Below are 17,638 nucleotides of genomic sequence, written 5' to 3'. Positions count from 1 at the left end.
GGCGGATGTCGTCCTCACTCTCCACCCGCCTCTATCGTGGCGCCATAAATCTGGCCCGACGGAAGCGGAGGTATTCCGCCCACGTCAAAGTCATTGAAGGTCTCGTGGAATGTCCCTGTTGCGGGGAGTTTCAGGTTCTCCGGGAACTGGCGCCAGGGAGCGTCGCGCGATGCACACGCTGTGGTCAGAGCCTTGAGCGGCGCAATAAAACAGCCCCGATCGCAACGCCGCTCGCATTCTGCATCACCTCTGCCGCGCTCTACCTTGCCACCATAGCCTCCTCGCTGATGACCCTGAACCTCTACGGAAGAGAGCGCTCGGTCGATCTGCTCACCGGGCCGATGGAACTTCTGCATGAAGGCTGGGGAGAGGTTGGCGTGCTCGTCGGTCTCGTCACCATCCTTGCCCCCGGCGTCGTCATTGCCATGATGGGGCTGATCCTGACATCCGCCTTCTTCGAGGAACTGCCCGACTGGGCGCCCAATCTCCTCGCCTGGTATGAAAAGCTCCGTCCCTGGTCGATGATGGAGGTTTATATCCTCGGTATCTTCGTGGCTTACACCAAGCTCGTGGATCTCGCCCATGTCGAGGTTGGCGCTGCCGCCTACCTGATCGCCGGGCTTATGATCAGTATGGCTGCCACCGACCAGACACTCGATAAGGACCTCATCTGGAAACGTCGCCGGGTGGAAGGAACGCTGGAACGGCCGGATGGCTCGCGTGTCGTCGTGGACCGGGTCCATGTCCGGGACATCGGGATGCCACCACCGCAGAACATGCTGTCGTGCTATTCCTGCGGCCTCGTCGGCGCTTTCCCGAGCCCCGTTCCGCAAACCCACATCGTCGGAAACTGCCCCCGCTGCGGACACACCATGCAGCGGCGGAAAACCAACAGCATCACGCGCACCACAGCGCTGGTGCTGTCCGCCCTGATCTTCTATTTTCCCGCCAATCTCTTCCCGGTCATGACCGTCATCAAGGTCGGCAGCGGTGGCGGACACACCATCGTCGAAGGCGTGATCGAACTCTGGCAGGACGGTATGATCCCGCTCTCCCTGCTTGTGCTCTTCGCCAGCATCACCGTGCCGGTCGCCAAGATCCTCGGCCTCGGCTTCATGATCATCCAGACATCGCGGAAATCGAAGCGCGGGCTGCTCTTCCGGTCCAAACTCTTCCGCGTCATCGATGTCATCGGGCGCTGGTCGATGATCGACGTCTTTATGATTTCGATTCTCGTCGCGGTCGTTCGCTTCAGTTCGCTGGCCAATGTCACGGCCAATGCAGGTGTCGTGTCGTTCGCCGCCGTGGTGGTCATCACCATCTTCGCGGTTCATTGTTTCGATCCGAGACTGATGTGGGATGTCGCCGGTTATAACGGGCCCGTGACAGAAGACGAACCCCCCGAACGGAATGAATTAACAGGTGTCGTGCACACTGCAGGCGCCAATAGTCAGAACGAAATGGAGCCGGCGCGAGCGTGACTTCGGAACAGAACAATCCCGGAAATCCGGATTCTCCGCCCACGGCAAAAGTGGCCCGGACCCGTTTCTCGATCATCTGGGTCATCCCCATCATCTCGGTCATGATCGCCGTCTTCCTTTTGTGGAAAAGCCTCTACAATCGCGGCCCCGAGATCCTCATCACATTCGACACCGCTGATGGCCTGACCAGCGGCCAGACACAGGTCAAGAACAAGGCCGTCACCCTGGGCACTGTCGACTCCATCACGCTGTCAAAAGACATGCGCCATGTGGATGTCCGCGTGCAGATGAACGCCAGCGCGTCCGGTCTCCTCAGCGATAAATCCCGTTTCTGGGTCGTGCGCCCCCGCATCAACGGCGCCAGCGTGACAGGCCTCGAAACCCTGCTCTCAGGGGCTTACATCGCCTTCGATCCCGGCGGTGCCGGCGGTGGAAAGGCCACAAAATTCACCGGTCTCGAAACGCCTCCCGGCATGCAGTCCAACCAGCCTGGCCGGACTTATTCCCTCGTGGCGCCCTCCATCGGCTCCATCGGTCCCGGTGCGCCCGTCTTCTTCCGTGATGTCGATGTTGGTGAAGTTCTCGGCTACACCCTCCCGCCCGGCGGCATCGGTCCTGTGCTTATCCAGTTCTTCGTGCGCGATCCTTACGATCATTACCTGCGGACAAACACCCGTTTCTGGAATGCGTCCGGCGTGAAAGTCGGCTTCGGCGCCGGTGGTCTGAAAGTCCAGATGCAGTCCCTCCAGGCCCTGTTCTCCGGTGGTATCGCGTTCTCTCTCAGTAGCCCCGGAACAACCGGCGAGTCTGTTGAGGAAGCCCCGGCCAATACGATCTTCCAGCTCTATGACGACAAAGACAGAGCGGATGACGCCGGCTATCATGAGCGCCTTGAGACGGCGACATACCTCTCATCCTCCGTCGCCGGCCTCGCTGTTGGCAGTTCCGTCACCATGTTCGGCATCCAGGTTGGCTCCGTCACCAACGTCAAACTGCAGATCGACCGGAAAACCGGTCAGGCCAGAGTGCGCGTCGCCATGGACATGCAGCCCGAGCGCGTGTTCGCGCCGGACGAAATCCGGCAGGACACCATGGCGCCGCTCATGGAAGCTCTTGTCGCAAACGGCCTGCGCGCTTCCGCCGCAAGCGTGAGCATGCTGACAGGCGAGACCAACATCTCGCTGGACTTCGTGAAAAATGCCACGCCGGTCGCCGCCGCCATGGAAGGTGGCACACTCATCATCCCGGGGCAGGCTGGCGGCATGGCGGGTATCATGCAGTCGCTTTCCACCGTCTCCGACAAACTGGCCGCGATGCCGCTGGAGCAGATCGGCAACAATGCCAACAATCTGCTGTCGCATGCCGATCAGAAGATCAACAGCCCGGAAGTGAAGGAATCGCTTGTTCAGCTGCGTGACTCCCTGCGGAGTCTGCACAGCCTGCTCGACAACACGAATCAGGGCATGAAGCCGCTGATGAAGCGTCTGCCTGAAATGAGCGATCAGCTCGATAAAACCATGAAAAACGCCAACAAACTGCTCTCAAGCTACGGCGGCGACAACGATTTCCACCGCAGCCTGCAATCAATGGTGGTCCAGCTCGGCGACACGGCGCGTTCCCTGCGTTTCCTCTCCGAGTTCCTGACCAACCATCCCTCAGCCCTTGTCACCGGACGCTAAGCCATGGATCTGACCCACTCCTCCACCGGGCGCTCCGGTACACGTCGCTCAGACCTGCGCGCATCCCTGACCAGGGTGGCCATGGCCACCACACTGATGGCAACCATGGCTGTGACTCTCACCGCGTGCAGTTCCTCGTCGCCATCGCTCTATACGCTGGCTCCTGTTGCCGGACCGCTTCAGCCTGTCCCGCTCGGGTTCACACCCGTCACGACGCTGCCCGCCGTGGTCGAGGTTCGTAAACCCACCATTTCCGGTGCTCTGGATCGGGATCGGATTGTTCTCAGTGACGGCGGCTACAAGCTCAGAATTTCCGCTACAGACTCCTGGTCGGCGCCTCTGATCGAGCAGATCCCGCATGTGGTGGCCAAAGATCTGGCTCAGCGTCTGCCCGGTATCAGTCTGTTCGTGCAGGATGACGCAACGGCCACAACCCCGCAGGCCTATGTGGAACTCGTCATCACCCGTTTCGCCCGTGACGATGCCGGCAACGCTGTGCTCGAAGCACAGACCGCCGTTCACCGCGAAGAGTCGGATGCTCCGAAAACCAACCAGTCCATCCTGTTGAAAACTCCGGCTCCGGGTGGCACGGAAGCTCTCGTCTCCGCGCTCAGCACCCTGCTCGGACAGGCATCCGATCAGATCGCTGCTCAGATCCGCCAGCTTCCTCCGCCGCCGTCCGCTGAGCAGTAATACCAGTCCGTATTGAGGCTGACACGCGGAAAGAAAACCCCGGGGCTCCGCCCCGGCATCCCTCCCAAGGTCGCCGACCTCTGGAAACCGACCTGTTACTCAACAGATCGGGGTGAAGGGGTCTGCGACCCCTTCCGGGTTCGGGCAGAGCCCGATCTTCTTCTAACCCTTTGAAAAATAAAAGATCAGCACGTCATACGAACAGAGCCTTCGTGCTGGCTCTGTTCGTATGACGTGCTGGCGCTCTTTCAGGGCTTTGCCCTGGAACCCACCAAAGGTCGCAGACCTTTGGAAACCGGCTTGTCGATCAAACAGATCGGGGTGGCAGAAGGTCCCCCGCCGGGTTCGGATAAAGTCCGGAGCGCCTTACAGACACCCGTTGACGTGTTCCATCAGGATCTGCCTCAGCACATCCTCGCCGTGTGTCGTGTAAAGCCTGTGGTAATGCCGCCAGTGCGCGCCCGTGCTTTCAGGCAGATCGGTGTCGCCCAGTCCCGCTACACCCTGATCGACTTTGCGTCTGATCTGATTCGTCGACCGCATCGGGAAATGCAGCATCATGAAGCCGGCTTCCGTCATGCTTTTCAGGCAGTCTTCGGACATCGCGAAATCATTCACGAAGTGATTTCCGTCCTCCGGCGTAAGCCCGTATCCCGTGCGAACCGCGACCTTCGTCACGTGAATATCGATCGTCCTGCAAACCGAGAAGGTCGTCGTCCCCAGTGTCTCGCCAAATGTCGTGACACACTGGTCCGCTTTGGAATACAGCGCTGAATGAGCCCAGTTCAGAACCAGAACCCTGTTCTGTCTGTCCTGTAAAATCGCATTGAAAGCGGCCGCTGCGCGTTCTCCGTCCCGCGTGCAGCAGGTGATGAATTCATCCGCATCCACGAAGAACAGCCACTCAAGTGGCACCGGGTCAGCGCTGAGATAGGCCTCCGCGAATGCCGCCAGCGCAGCCATCTTTCTTGCCTGAAAAAACGCCACCTGAAAGTCTGTGATGTAGCAGACTTTCGCCTCAGGATAAGTCTTCCTGAACTCCAGGATCAGTTCGCCGGTGCCGTCCGTGCTGTTGTTGTCCAGAATGAAAAACCGTCGGAATCCCAGACGAAAATGATGCTCCAGATTGATTCTGACCGTGTCAGCGGAATCTTTGACGATCATGAAAAAACCGGCATTCCGCAGGCCTTCGACCTCGACCGTGTCGTTGATCGCCCAGAATTCACCCGACCTTAGCCGGCCGTAAGCATCAATCGCTTTCTTCGCGAATTCATCCGAAATCCCACCCATTTCTCGTCCCAGATCCCGTTATTTTCGTTGTTCACGGCAATTTATCGCACAGCGTTCCCTGGTAAAAGAGTAACACTTTTCCTGCCGCTCAGACCGCTCTGCTCCGACAGCAACCGCCGGAGCATCACATGATTTCGATCTTGCGGACACCCTCGCAAGCGCTCATCTCATGTCATCCATATAAAGCCCCGACTCACAGGACGGGCACCGGAACGTCAAGGAGAGAGTGCCATGCGCGCCGTCGGCTATCAGAAATCCCTCCCCATCACCGATGAACAGTCGCTCGTCGACATCGAACTGCCGCGCCCCGAACCCGCCGGCCATGATCTCCTCGTTGAAGTGAAGGCTGTCTCGGTCAATCCGGTCGACACAAAGGTCCGCATGCGCGCGGAACCGAAACCCGGCGAATGGAAAGTCCCTGGCTGGGACGCCTCGGGTGTCGTCACCGCGACCGGTCCCGACGTGCGTCGCTTCAAAGTGGGTGACGCGGTGTATTACGCCGGCGCCATCACCCGTCAGGGCACCAATGCCGAATATCATCTCGTCGATGAGCGCATCACCGGCCACAAACCCGAAACCCTCAACTGGGCCCAGGCCGCGGCCCTGCCGCTGACCGCCATTACGGCCTGGGAGATGCTGTTCGACCGCCTGGATATCACCAGAGCCGTTCCCGGCATCACGCCTGCCATTCTCATCATCGGTGCCGCTGGTGGTGTCGGTTCCATGGCCACCCAGCTCGCCCGGCGCCCCGGCAATATCATCGTTATCGGCACCGCCTCACGGCCCGAAACGAAAGCGTGGATCGAGGATCTTGGCGCGACCCATGTGATTGATCACAGCCAGCCGCTGGCGCCCCAGGTCGAAGCCCTCCCGACTGGCGCCCCGCCTTTCGTATTCTCCATCACGCAGACCGACCGGCATTTCGACGATGTCGTCAAACTCATCGCCCCTCAGGGCCGCTTTGGTCTGATCGATGATCCGTCGTCACTCAACGTCATGCCCTTCAAGGCCAAAAGTGTCTCAACCCACTGGGAGTCCATGTTCACCCGTTCCAGCTTTCACACCGCCGACATGGGACGTCAGGGTGAAATCCTTGAAGAAGTCTCCAATCTTATTGATGCGGGCGTTCTGAAAACCACCCTCACCAAAGTCCTCGGTCCTATCAATGCCGCGACCCTCCGCAAAGCTCATGCCTTCCTTGAGAGCGGAACCGCCAGGGGCAAGATCGTGCTGGAAGGGTTCGACACATAAAACGTCTCTGGCCATGAAAACCGCAGATCCACACGCTCTTCCGATGAAAATTGATTTGTGCTGAACCGGCCAGAAGATTGCGGAACGGTGGCAGGTATTGTGCGGCAAAATAGCCCGGTCTGCCACCGGAGGAGACCTGCATATTATCGCAACGAACCCGGATGACCGGACAATTTCAGCGAGCGCGTGAACCCGCTCGAAAAAAGTAAGGGTATCGGGAGGCTGGACGATGAAAAGATGGTCCGGCTGCTCTCTGTACTCTGCAAACACAGTCAGCGGCAGATCAGCAAAGCCTGAATGGAGGCTGAGTTATGCAATGCTCAGTGTCAGAACGGGGTTTTTCGTTTCCAGATATAAATAAAAATACTATCAGAGAAATGAAGTGAAATCAGGCTGATGATATTCCTCAGAAAACTATCACGCAGGCTTTTATGCTCCATATAATCCACATCATTCAATATTCCGTATGGAGTGTTGGGGTTCTGATTCTTCTGGGTCTGGTGATGCGACTGCTTGCAAAACATCATCCGGAACATCTGCGGACAAGTGTTTATTTCTATTGTATGGCCTTCTGCTGGACGGTTCTTGCAATCATCGCATCCGTCAGGCTGGAATGGTTCTCCGACGAGGGCTACCCGATCACACTATACGGACAGTATCTCGTTACCATCCTGAACTTCTTCATTGCCATTGATGAAGAAGCTGTCGAAATGGTGGCGATTTTTTGCGTTGTTTGCGGGCCGTCCCTGTTATCATATGTCATCTGTGGTCTTTTCGGTGTTGCTCAGCAGAGTGCGCCGGTTGGATGGATTACACGCTTCCTGGCGCTTTTCTACGCCAAAAGTGTGCTGACTTTCAGCGCCATAGGGCTGCCTCTGCTGTCTTATGGCGCGTTCACGCGCTGGGACGGGGCGCAGACCATCAATGTCGGCTTCGCCATCAGCATGTCTCTGTCACTGAGTCTGTTCTCAATAGTCATTATCACCGTCATATCCTGTCGCGCGGAACTGGCGGAACATTCCAGGCGCACAAACTCAGATTTTCATGAAGCGATTGCCTCTGTCCACCGCTGGCTGATTCGTAAGGTTCCTCAATCTGAAAGCGAAGTTCCCCGGATTGCTCCACCCCGGCCGGTGGTTCCGCCGGCTGCGTGATACCAACCGGCACCGAGGCTGACACACGGAAAGAGAGCCCTGCATCCCGCCAAAGGTCGTGGACCTTCGCAAAGACTCTGTTGTCATTAAGTGCTGGCTTCTTCTCAGGGCTTTGCCCTGGAACCCCCCAAAGGTCACAGACCTTTGGAAACCATTTTATTATTAATCAATAGGGGTGCAGGGGCCTGCGGTCCCTGCCGGGTTCGGGCAGAGCCCGGATTCTGCTAACCCTTTGAAAAATCACTGATCAACACGTAGCGACAACAGAGCCTTTGCAAAGGCTTTGTTCGCGTTGCGTGTGTCAGCCTGGATTTTCAAAGGGGTGGATGAAGCCGGGGTTCTGCCCGGATGCTCCCGGCCACAGGTCAATCTTCATAACCTCTGGTGTACTATCCGTAACGCTTGCAAACGTCCCTCCACCAGTGTCACAAAAACGAAACCGGGTCCACATCCACATCCACCCGCACCGCACTTGTCAGCGGAACCTCCGCCAGCCACCGTCGCAAAATCGGCTGCACCGCAATGGTCCGGTGCGTCCGTAGCAACAGGCGCCGCCTGTGTCGCCCGCGCAAAATCGCCAGAGGGGCGGGCGTCGGCCCCAGAACCTCAATCCCTTCGCCATACGGCGCCGCCCGCCCGAGCGCCCGCGCTGCATTCTCCGCCGCATCGGCATTCTCGGAACTGATAATCAGCGCCGCCATCCGTCCGAACGGCGGCCAGAAGCCCGGACGCCGCTGCTCGGCTTCCTCTGCCATGAACGCCGCGAAATCGCCCGAAACCAGCGCCTGCATCACCGGATGATCCGGCGCAAAACTCTGTAGCAGCACTTCACCCGGCGCTTCAGCCCGCCCCGCGCGCCCGCCGACCTGGTGCAGCAACTGCATCGTCCGTTCGCCAGCCCGCAGATCAGCGCCCCCCAGACCCAGATCCGCATCCACCACGCCCACAAGCGTCAGATGCGGAAAATGCCAGCCCTTGGCGACAATCTGCGTGCCGATGATCAGATCCACCTCACGCCGCGCAATCTTCGCAACGGCGACCGCTGTCGCCGCCGGCCCGCTGATCGTGTCACTGGCCATCACCAGCACCCGCGCTTCAGGAAACTCAGCCTGCGATTCTTCGGTAATCCGCTCAATCCCCGGCCCGATCGCCGTCAGACTGTGCTCCGCTCCGCAGGTCGGGCACGTCTCCGGAACCGGCTCCATATAATCGCAATAATGACAGCACAGAACACGTCGTTTCCGATGCTCCACCAGCCAGGACGTGCAGTGCGGACACTCCATCCGATGCCCGCACGCCCGGCACAGCGTCAGCGGCGCATAGCCCCGGCGATTGAGAAACAGCATCGCCTGTTCTCCCCGCGCCAGGGTGCCCTTTACCGCCTCCACCAGCGCCGGTGACAGAAACTGCCCCTTCGGCGGCGGTTCCTTCCGCATGTCGATCAGCCGCGTCTCCGGCATCGACGCCCCGCCATGACGCGACGGCAACACCAGATGCCGGTATCGACCCGTCTCCGCGTTGTTCAGCGTCTCAAGGCTGGGCGTCGCGGAAACCAGCACTGCCGGTGCGCCCGTCAGACGTGCCCGGACAATCGCCATGTCGCGGGCGTTGTAAACGACGCCTTCTTCCTGCTTGAAAATGGCCTCGTGCTCTTCATCGACAATCACAAGCCCGAGGTCGCGAAACGGCAGAAACAGCGCCGAGCGCGCCCCGACCACAACCCGTGCCGACCCGTCCGCGCAGGCATTCCATGTCAGCCGCCGCGCCCGTTGCCCGATTTCCGAATGCCACACCGCCGGCCGTGCTCCGAACCGCTTCGTGAACCGGTCCATCCACTGCGCCGACAGCGCAATCTCGGGGAGCAGCACCAGCGCCTGCCGCCCCGCCTGCAAACATTCAGCCACCGCTTCCAGGTAAATCTCGGTCTTTCCCGAACCGGTCACACCTTCCAGCAACGTCACGGAAAACGCTTTCCCGGCCACCCGCGCCCGCAATTCACGGGCCGCGAAATCCTGCTCCCCTTCAAGAACCGGCAGCCGATATCCCGGATCGGGCATCGCAAACGGAGACGCCGCTGCCATCACCACCGACCGCAGCACGCCCGCATCCGCCAGTCCCCGGACCACCGCCGCGCCGACGCCCGCCCGTTCCGTCAGTTGCGCCGTCGTCATCGGCGCACAGCCCGCGCCCAGGGCCTCAAGCACCGCTTTCCGTGCCGGTGTCAGGCGCAGCGAAGGCGGTGGATCATCACCCCGAACCCAGCCTGCCCGGGGTGCCATCTCCGTGCCGCGAACATGCGAACGCAACGCCATCGCCAGCACCATCCCCGGCGGCGCCAGCGTATAAGCCGCCACCCAGTCGATGAACTGGCGCAGCAGTGCGGGCACCGGCGGCAGATCGAGTTTCTCCTTCACCGCCCGCAGTCGTGATGCCGCAATTTCCGGCGGGGCAGGGGGCGCCAGCTCCGGCGGCAGCGCGGTTTGTTCCCACACCACGCCCGTCTCCCGCCGCGCCCCGAGCGGCACCGTGACGACATCCCCCGGCTTCAGCGAGTCGGAAAGACCCGCCGGCACCATGTAGTCAAGCGGGTAAGGGAAGGGGAGTGGCAGCAACACGGCCACCCGCTTCCGTGTCGGTAAAGGTTCCAGTAGGCTGCTCTGTACCATGCCTCTGTCTAACCGCATCGCCCCGTCATGTCTTGCCCCCGCAGGCCTTAATGCCAGAGGTCATAAGGTCGTGCTGACCCGGACTCTGCCCCGACCCCGCAAAGGTCGCGGACCCTTGCAAACCATCGTGTTAAACAGGCGAGGGGGCGGGAAGCCGCGCTCCCTGCCATGGTCAGGGCGCCGGCCCGAAAAAGGCCATCCGGCATGACCGGCAGGGAAATCACAGGCCACGAAGCCCTCGAACAGTTCCTCGCCTGGCTCAGCGGCGAACGCGGCGCATCCCCCCGCACCATCGACGCCTACCGCAGCGACCTGGCCTTCTTCCTGGGCTTCCTCACCGGGCATCATGCCCGGGAACCAACCCTCGCCAGCCTCGGCACCGTCAGCCTCTCTGACCTCCGCGCCTGGCTTGCCCATGAACAGACCCGTGCCCTCAACCCGCAACACGGCAGAGCCCCCACCACGCGCGACAAAGCCGCCCGCACCCGTGCCCGCCGCGTCTCGGCTCTGCGCTCGTTCTACCGGTTTCTGGCCCGCCACCTGGGCACCGAGAACCCGGCCCCCACACTCCTCACCAGACCCCGCGCCAAAGTCTCGCTCCCCCGGCCGCTGCCGAAACCGGAAGCCGCCGAAGCAGGCGAGGCGATCGCCGCACTCGAACACAACAGCATGGCGCAGGAACGTGACAAAGCCCTGTTCCTGCTTCTCTACGGCGGCGGCCTGCGTATCTCCGAGGCCCTCAGCCTGAATATCCGCGATCTCGACGCCGCCCTCGCCTCCGGCTTCCTGCGCGTGACCGGCAAGGGCAACAAGGAACGCCTCGTACCCCTGATCTCCCGCATCGCCGATGCCCTGAAACACTGGCGCCGCTTCCACCCGTCCCCCGCCCCGGACGAACCCCTTTTCCCCGGCGTGCGTGGTGGTCGCCTCAACCCCGGTGTCGCCCAGCGGGCCATGCGTGACTGGCGCCGGAATGAGGGCCTGCCCGAGCACGCAACACCCCACGCATTGCGCCATTCCTTCGCCACTCACATGATGGAGGGCGGCGCGGACCTTCGCTCGATTCAGGAACTGCTTGGCCATGCCAGCCTTTCCACGACTCAGCGCTATACCCTCGCAGACGAAACCCGGCTGATGGAGGTCTGGGAACAGGCCCATCCACGCGCGAAAGCCGGCGCAGGAGACCAGGAATGACCGATCAGACACCAGCCTTTCGCGGGATGTATCCGGAAATCGAGCCCTATGCCCACGGCCTGCTCGAAACGGGCGAAGGGCATCTCGTTTACTGGGAACGCTGCGGCAGGCCCGGCGGCCTGCCCGCCGTGGTTCTGCATGGTGGCCCTGGTGGCGGCTGCACGCCCGGCCAGCGCCGCATGTTCGACCCCACCCGATACGACATTCTCCTGTTCGATCAGCGCGGCTGTGGTCGTTCGCGGCCTCATGCTTCGCTCGAAAAAAACACCACCTGGGATCTCGTCGCCGATATCGAACGCCTCCGCGAGATGATCGGTGTCGAAAAATGGGTCGTCTTCGGGGGCTCCTGGGGTTCCACCCTGGCGCTCGCCTATGCCGAAACCCACCCGGAGCGGGTCAGCGCCCTCGTCCTGCGCGGCATCTTCACCCTCCGTCGCGAGGAACTGCTCTGGTATTATCAGGGCGGAGGCGCCTGGCTTTTCCCGGACAAATGGGAACGCTTCCTCGCCCCGATCCCCGAGGCCGAACGCGGCGACCTCATGGCGGCCTACCGCAAACGCCTGACCGGCGATAACGAGGCGGAGCGTAACGAGGCCGCCGTTGCGTGGTCGATGTGGGAAGGCGAAACGCTCACCCTTCTGCCGTCCCCGGCCATCGAAGGGCAGCATGCCGACCCGACCTTCGCACTCGCCTTCGCCCGGATCGAAAACCATTATTTCGTCCACGAAGGCTGGCTCGCCGAAGGCCAGCTCATCCGCGATGTCGACCGTATCCGCGACATTCCTTCCGTCATCGTGCAGGGCCGCTACGACATCGCCACCCCGGCGCGCACGGCCTGGGATCTGCACCGCGCCTGGCCGGAAGCGGAGTTCCGCCTGATCGACGCCGCAGGGCACGCCATGACCGAGCCCGGCATCCTGTCCGCCCTTATCGAAGCCACGGATCGCTTCGCGGACAGGCTCGGCTGAGGGGCCGGTCCGTCATGCCGCGCAGGCTTCAGTCCATCCTGCCGCGCACAGACCGGCGCCGCAGATCAGCACCCGCTGCCTGCCTGATCGCACTGGCCATCGCGATCAGCATCAGCCCGCTCCGGCCCATGCAGGCCGCCACGCCGGCCTGCCCGTTCCACAAAGACGCCGAACTGCCCCTGCGTAACGACCTCGGCTTTCTTTCCGCACCCGTCGCCGTCAACGGCAGAACGGTCAGTCTCATCATCGACACCGGCTCGGAGGGCAGCCTGATTTCCCCCTGGTTCGCGCAATCCGTGAACCTCCCGCCCGATCCGCACGCCCGCACCCATGTCAGCGGCACCGGCGGCTCCGCCGGCGTCGTTCCGAATGTGATCGTCTCTGACCTCCGCCTCGGCGATACCGAATTCGGCCCCGTCTCTCTTCCGCTCGGCGTCCTGCCGGGCCGCCCCAACATCCATCCCCCCGTCGAAGGTCTGCTCGGCGGCGACATCCTCGGACGTGACATCCTGGAGATCGACGCGCCAGGCGGTCGTATGGCGTTCTGGTCCACCCCGCCCGGCTGCGAGGACGCCCCGCCGCCGCAGGAAACCGAAGGGAAAAGTGGAAAGCCTCTCCACTGGCAGGAACTGAAAGCGGAACAGCACGACCGCCGCATCCTGCTGCATGTCACCCTCGACGGCCACGACATCACCGCCCTGCTTGACAGCGGCGCCCGTTCCCGCATCGTCTCCCGCCGCGCCGCCGAAGCCGCAGGTGTCACCGAAGACGCCCTCGCCATCGACCCGGGAGGCACCACCTCCGGCGTCGATGGCCGCATCTCCGTCTATCGCTGGCACCGCTTCCACAGCCTTACCGTCGGCACCGAAACTGAACGCAACCCGGTGCTCACTGTCTCCACCATCTCGGAAGACGTTGACATGCTGCTCGGCTCAGACTGGTTCTCCACCCACCGTGTCCGGATCTCCTACCGGCAGGGCAGGGTGTTCGCGGCGACTGTGGCTCCGCGAAAGGTGCCGTGACACTCTGTCAGAATAAGGCAGCTCTGTCGTTTGCGAATACGTCAGCAGTCACCTTCATGCCTGACAAAAAGCTGCTCACCTGTTTCCTGAAGGTCGACACACCTGGAACACGTCACGATGGAAGATAAGGTCAGGCGCGCACTACGACTTCTTATTCTGACGCCCGGCGTTGATCTGGCGAAATGGATGATCGCCTTTCCCGGCGCCTCCGGCGCAGGAAATTTCATATCAAAGCGAAGATGCGGTACAACGTGCCATCACAGGGAAGAATTCAGAGCCAGCCCTGGCATATGCGGGAGTAAGCTCAAACTTCAGAACGCATCGCGTCCGGAGATTTCAATGAGTCTGCTTTTACCCATTCCCCTGAACCCTGACCTTACTCCGCGTGAATCGCAGGCTGCACCGGATCGTCTGATCGCCGGAAATCCGCAGTTCAAAACATGGCCGCTCGATACGTCACGTGATGGCAACGTACGCACAGGCCTGTGGCAGGCCACACCAGGCACGACAAAATCCATCAAAGGCGATGCGTTCGAATTTTGTCATATCCTTGAAGGGGTCGTGAAAATCACTGAAGATAACGGTGAAGCTCACACGTTTCGGGCAGGAGACAGTTTCGTCATGAAACCGGGATTTGTCGGCACATGGGAAACCATCGAGACCGTGAAGAAAATCTACGTTTTTGTCGAATGACAAAGCCGGGGGGCGGTGCATGCAGGATACAGCAACAGGTTTAGCGCAAAGCAGCCCGCCCCTCAGTCTTCGATCAGAGGTCCGCTGTTACAGGCTTGTCAGCAGGCATGATAATTATAGTCTGACACGATAAAAAGTAAGATCGTTCGTGGTTAACACGGAGTTTTCTACAGACCAGGTGTGGTTATCCTGCTCGCCGCACTTCTCGGCACCAGCGTCGCACATGCCGCCACGCCGTCGCAGACTGTCCATAACGTAAAGCCGTTCGTTTCGCTCGTGGCGATATAGATGGTCGTTCTACGAGTATTGTTGATCGAAACCTCTCCCGACGAGAGGCCGGGTGGCGTTCCTGCTGATCACGCGACCGCAATGCTCACTGTATATCAATTTATCGCAACGGACGGCGAACCCGGCGACACTCCCTTCGAATTTAAGGCTGTGTCGTCCCGCCATTCAAAGCAACGTTTCTGTAATACCGGCCAGACCATGTCGCGCGCGCTCACGATTTCACTGGCTGCCGAGTAGCGGAGTCAATCAGATGGACGGGTGCTTTAAGTAAAAAGCACTGTATCTGCCGCGTTGCATCTGCTTTGAGCCGGTTTTGGGCCCCAGGCGGACAGTCGCCTTCAATCTGGCCGTTCGATCGAGTTTCGCGCCTTTCCGAAACCAGACGTAGTTTTCAGGCGCCGCGCCCAACGCCGGGTTCGTGCCCGAACGATTCAGGACACTTGATTCAAGGAATATTACTAATTTAATGGAGGAGCCGAAAGCACCTTGAGACTGGCGTCTCCGAATCTCAAGAAAATGCTTCTGATAGTGGTTTCTTCCTTGTTCTGAACCATGTTCGAAATGGTATCAATGAGCTGGTTCCCAGCCTGTGAAAGAAGCTCCTGAATCTGCCCAGTTTCTGGCCCGTTCGACCGGAACAAATAGGAGAAGAACGTTAAGGGGAAAAAGAAAAGTGTGAAAATGGACGTATTAACGTTTGATGCTTCTGCTTTCTCTCGATGCTCTCGAAGATGGGCTGTGACGAGTTCGGCAACCTGCTTCACATCATTCCCACAATCATTCCCGTCATTTATAACGCCGAAGATATAACAGATCCTGATATACATAGCCGAAATAATGGACGGCATAAGATTTGCTTCGTCCGCTTTGTTCTGCAGCATGATTGTACGTAGTGCTATGGCATTATTTGCGCTGAATTTGGCGACAAAACTACGGGCTTCTTTTTCCCTGAGTTCTTTCGCTGTTTTGTTCAGACCTGAGATAACATTCGCAAAAGCCTGACGCTGGGCTTCTGGAATAAAACGATAAGACATCGAGATGAGGTCATCAAGACCCTTGACTTTATACCTATGGACGATTGGGTTGCCGTCATCATCTTCGGTCTCTTCGTCTTCTTCTTCGTAGGCCAGTCCTCTGGTCATTACGATACCAGTTACATAAGGACCAAGGATTTTTTCGACCTGCTTCAAAAAGCTTTTGTCCTTGAAAAGCCGAACCTTTGTCAGGACGACAATGACTTTCAGCCCAAGATCAGTCAGAGCTTTTGCCAATCGTATTTCAGCATCTTCAACGCGGGCAGAATCATTGCTGATACAAAGCCATGCTACATGGACATAGTCATTCGGGTCTGCACCGCAACGACGTTTCACTTCGTCGATAATTCCGTCGAGGATCGTTGCGTAATCCGCGAGTTCCAAACCTTTTGTATCGAGGATACGGATAGGGTTGGGGGGATTCTCGATGAGTTCAATGCCTTGGGTAACAGGTTGTCCAATTCCCGTCTTGGCAAGATGATCACCAAAAACGGCATTAATGAGGGTGCTTTTACCTACCCCCGTCTTGCCGCAGATCAGGATATTGGCAGCATTGTTGCCCGCCAGAAATTTCTTGTAGAAATCCCGTGTCTGTGACTGGAAGTCCTCAAGAATTTTTCGCGCTTCATCGCTCAGATTATCATCGAGTTTTGAGTCGGTCATAAATTGATGTTCCTAAAACCCTTACAGACCGATCTTGTTTTTGAGGGCATTGAGAGCTTCGCCTAGTTCCAGTGGACGGTCTTCCTCAGTCAAGGCCACTAATACATCTACATAGGTCGAGCCCATTGCGAACGTTAGACGGTTGGCAACTGTGGCCGACAGGGCTCCTCCAATGAAGGAACCAAGACCCGGAACCATTTTCATAATACCAGTCACGATTGTTTTACCAACCAGTGTAGCAGCTGAAGAGCCAATCAGAGTGGTCAGGACAGGAAGAAGGCTGCTTTTTGTGACTGACATCCCAAATATAGTCGAGATCTTCACAATCATCGTGGCTTGGACCGGAAATAGCAGAACTGCGTCTGAGAAAGGAATGGGGGTCGCTCCAATAGCAGCTGCTGCAGCGCTCGAGACAGTGATAACCTTGGCAGCTTCGTCCTTCTTTTTCTGAAGACCTTCTTTGGTCTCGATATTCAGGGCATTGGCAAATGCCTGCTGTTGGGCTTCCGGGATAACCTCGTAGGACACGTGGATGAGTTCGTCGATGCCACGGATATTGTAAGCGCCCACAACATTCTCATCCTCGTCATAACGAGGCGTTTTAATAGCCCGGGTCTGAACCACAGTGTGTGCAAGCCCTTCAAACTTAGCTTTCACGACGGCAACGAACTCGTTGTCCTTAAAGGAATGGGATTTCGTCAGAACGACAATGACCTGCACTCCAAGCTCTCGCAGATCTTTGGCAAGCTGCAGCTCAGCGTCTTCGATCCGCTTTCCTGGCTCAGCGATACACAGCCATGCTACATGAACGTAATCATCACCGTCATGTCCGCGTCGACGGCGGACCTCGTTGATAACGCCGTCGCGAATTACTTGGTAGTCTTCAAGCTCAAGGCCTTGGGTATCGAGAATATTCAGAGGCACACCGTCGGCGCTAATGACGCTGAGCTTCTGCGTGACGGGACGGCCAATACCAGTTTCGGCCAGTTTGTCCCGGAAAACGGCATTAATGAGAGTGCTTTTTCCGACACCGGTCTTGCCGCAGATAAGGATATTGGCTTTCTTATGCTTGTTGGAAATCTCGTCCCAGAAACCAAGCGCATCATCTTTGAGTTTCAGTATAGAATCTGCAGATGGAATAGACTTTGCCACAATGAATAACTCACCTAAATTCTTTGCTGTTACAGGCCTCAAATCAGATAATCGCCTAAATTACAATGTGTGTCACCAGAAAATTTCCAGAATGCTTGCAGCCAAAATTACGTTTTTATCTGGCATGAAGGTCGATAATATGAATGACGGCTTTCTGCTCTCGCTATCTAGAGCACAATCCGATCTAATAGGTTCATTTTAAGGATTCCCATACTGGTCGAAATCTGATTCATACTATGTGCCGGTATGGAGGCCGGCCCGTATGACCCGAGCCCTGTCTGCTGACCTTCGCCGCCGCACGATTGCGGCTGTTGCCTCTGGCATGACCCGTCGTGCGGCGGCGGTTCGTTTTGGTGTGTCTTCGTCGAGCGTTATCCGCTGGGTTGCTGAGTGGCAGGCCAGCGGTCGTG

Annotated in this window: 14 protein-coding genes; 10 read left to right on the top strand and 4 right to left on the bottom strand. The window is 58.8% G+C overall.

What is annotated here, in order from left to right:
• Window positions 1-5: 5 nt before the first annotated feature.
• The 3 genes from GOB85_RS09270 to GOB85_RS09260 are packed head-to-tail and all read left to right on the top strand — an operon-like array spanning window position 6 to window position 3,853.
• Window positions 6-1,481 (top strand): paraquat-inducible protein A, encoded by a 1,476-nt coding sequence (locus tag GOB85_RS09270; protein WP_173577267.1) that lies wholly within the window; start codon window positions 6-8, stop codon window positions 1,479-1,481.
• Window positions 1,478-3,160, top strand: a complete 1,683-nt coding sequence (locus GOB85_RS09265; protein ID WP_408737061.1) for a PqiB family protein — start codon at window positions 1,478-1,480, stop codon at window positions 3,158-3,160. Before GOB85_RS09270 ends, GOB85_RS09265 begins: the two co-directional genes overlap by 4 nt.
• Window positions 3,161-3,163: 3 nt before the next feature.
• On the top strand, window positions 3,164-3,853 hold the full coding sequence (locus GOB85_RS09260) for a PqiC family protein (RefSeq protein ID WP_242011408.1): 690 nt from the start codon (window positions 3,164-3,166) through the stop codon (window positions 3,851-3,853).
• 366 nt (window positions 3,854-4,219) lie between these two features.
• Here the strand turns inward: GOB85_RS09260 and GOB85_RS09255 are convergent, their stop codons facing one another.
• Window positions 4,220-5,143 carry a glycosyltransferase family 2 protein gene (locus GOB85_RS09255; protein ID WP_173577266.1) on the bottom strand — a complete coding sequence of 308 codons (924 nt, stop codon included), beginning with the start codon at window positions 5,141-5,143 and terminating at the stop codon, window positions 4,220-4,222.
• A 231-nt stretch (window positions 5,144-5,374) separates the two neighbouring features.
• Here GOB85_RS09255 and GOB85_RS09250 point away from each other — a divergent pair, with 231 nt between their 5' ends.
• Complete coding sequence (locus GOB85_RS09250) at window positions 5,375-6,394, top strand: zinc-binding alcohol dehydrogenase family protein (protein ID WP_173577265.1); 1,020 nt, start codon at window positions 5,375-5,377, stop codon at window positions 6,392-6,394.
• A 431-nt stretch (window positions 6,395-6,825) separates the two neighbouring features.
• Window positions 6,826-7,548: a hypothetical protein gene (locus GOB85_RS09245; protein ID WP_173577264.1), complete on the top strand. Its 723-nt coding sequence runs from the start codon at window positions 6,826-6,828 to the stop codon at window positions 7,546-7,548.
• A gap of 425 nt (window positions 7,549-7,973) precedes the next feature.
• On the opposite strand, the gene GOB85_RS09240 is transcribed toward GOB85_RS09245, so the two are convergent.
• On the bottom strand, window positions 7,974-10,214 hold the full coding sequence (locus GOB85_RS09240; RefSeq protein WP_173577323.1) for a primosomal protein N': 2,241 nt from the start codon (window positions 10,212-10,214) through the stop codon (window positions 7,974-7,976).
• A gap of 219 nt (window positions 10,215-10,433) precedes the next feature.
• Here GOB85_RS09240 and GOB85_RS09235 point away from each other — a divergent pair, with 219 nt between their 5' ends.
• The 4 genes from GOB85_RS09235 to GOB85_RS09220 all read left to right on the top strand — a co-directional run bounded on the left by GOB85_RS09235 (window position 10,434) and on the right by GOB85_RS09220 (window position 14,091).
• Complete coding sequence (locus GOB85_RS09235) at window positions 10,434-11,408, top strand: tyrosine-type recombinase/integrase (protein WP_173577322.1); 975 nt, start codon at window positions 10,434-10,436, stop codon at window positions 11,406-11,408.
• Window positions 11,405-12,376 (top strand): prolyl aminopeptidase, encoded by a 972-nt coding sequence (pip, locus tag GOB85_RS09230; RefSeq protein ID WP_198912204.1) that lies wholly within the window; start codon window positions 11,405-11,407, stop codon window positions 12,374-12,376. Before GOB85_RS09235 ends, pip begins: the two co-directional genes overlap by 4 nt.
• A 14-nt stretch (window positions 12,377-12,390) precedes the next feature.
• Complete coding sequence (locus GOB85_RS09225) at window positions 12,391-13,398, top strand: retropepsin-like aspartic protease (RefSeq protein ID WP_242011406.1); 1,008 nt, start codon at window positions 12,391-12,393, stop codon at window positions 13,396-13,398.
• A 339-nt stretch (window positions 13,399-13,737) separates the two neighbouring features.
• Entirely contained in the window at window positions 13,738-14,091 is a 354-nt protein-coding gene (locus tag GOB85_RS09220; RefSeq protein WP_173577263.1) for a cupin domain-containing protein, read from the top strand.
• 746 nt (window positions 14,092-14,837) lie between these two features.
• On the opposite strand, the gene GOB85_RS09215 is transcribed toward GOB85_RS09220, so the two are convergent.
• Window positions 14,838-16,076 (bottom strand): GTPase, encoded by a 1,239-nt coding sequence (locus GOB85_RS09215; protein WP_173577262.1) that lies wholly within the window; start codon window positions 16,074-16,076, stop codon window positions 14,838-14,840.
• Window positions 16,077-16,097: 21 nt separating this feature from the next.
• Window positions 16,098-17,228, bottom strand: coding sequence for a DUF697 domain-containing protein (locus GOB85_RS09210; protein ID WP_173577261.1), 1,131 nt, complete (start codon window positions 17,226-17,228; stop codon window positions 16,098-16,100).
• A gap of 262 nt (window positions 17,229-17,490) precedes the next feature.
• On the opposite strand from GOB85_RS09210, the gene GOB85_RS09205 reads away from it, so the two are divergent.
• Window positions 17,491-17,638 (top strand): helix-turn-helix domain-containing protein (locus tag GOB85_RS09205; RefSeq protein ID WP_173578989.1); only part of this gene is annotated, 148 nt, incomplete at its 3' end.

The sequence above is a fragment of the Acetobacter fallax genome (genome assembly GCF_011516735.1).
Taxonomy (GTDB): Bacteria; Pseudomonadota; Alphaproteobacteria; order Acetobacterales; family Acetobacteraceae; genus Acetobacter; species Acetobacter fallax.
This window is presented reverse-complemented; position numbering and strand designations above follow the sequence as displayed.

Bases quoted from the DNA above. Each gene is read 5' to 3' on its own strand.
- GOB85_RS09225 (WP_242011406.1), top strand. From the start codon at position 12,391: ATGCCGCGCAGGCTTCAGTCCATCCTGCCGCGCACAGACCGGCGCCGC.
- GOB85_RS09255 (WP_173577266.1), bottom strand. From the start codon at position 5,143: ATGGGTGGGATTTCGGATGAATTCGCGAAGAAAGCGATTGATGCTTAC.
- GOB85_RS09245 (WP_173577264.1), top strand. From the start codon at position 6,826: ATGCTCCATATAATCCACATCATTCAATATTCCGTATGGAGTGTTGGG.
- GOB85_RS09260 (WP_242011408.1), top strand. From the start codon at position 3,164: ATGGATCTGACCCACTCCTCCACCGGGCGCTCCGGTACACGTCGCTCA.
- pip (WP_198912204.1), top strand. From the start codon at position 11,405: ATGACCGATCAGACACCAGCCTTTCGCGGGATGTATCCGGAAATCGAG.
- GOB85_RS09250 (WP_173577265.1), top strand. From the start codon at position 5,375: ATGCGCGCCGTCGGCTATCAGAAATCCCTCCCCATCACCGATGAACAG.
- GOB85_RS09270 (WP_173577267.1), top strand. From the start codon at position 6: ATGTCGTCCTCACTCTCCACCCGCCTCTATCGTGGCGCCATAAATCTG.
- GOB85_RS09220 (WP_173577263.1), top strand. From the start codon at position 13,738: ATGAGTCTGCTTTTACCCATTCCCCTGAACCCTGACCTTACTCCGCGT.
- GOB85_RS09240 (WP_173577323.1), bottom strand. From the start codon at position 10,214: ATGGTACAGAGCAGCCTACTGGAACCTTTACCGACACGGAAGCGGGTG.
- GOB85_RS09215 (WP_173577262.1), bottom strand. From the start codon at position 16,076: ATGACCGACTCAAAACTCGATGATAATCTGAGCGATGAAGCGCGAAAA.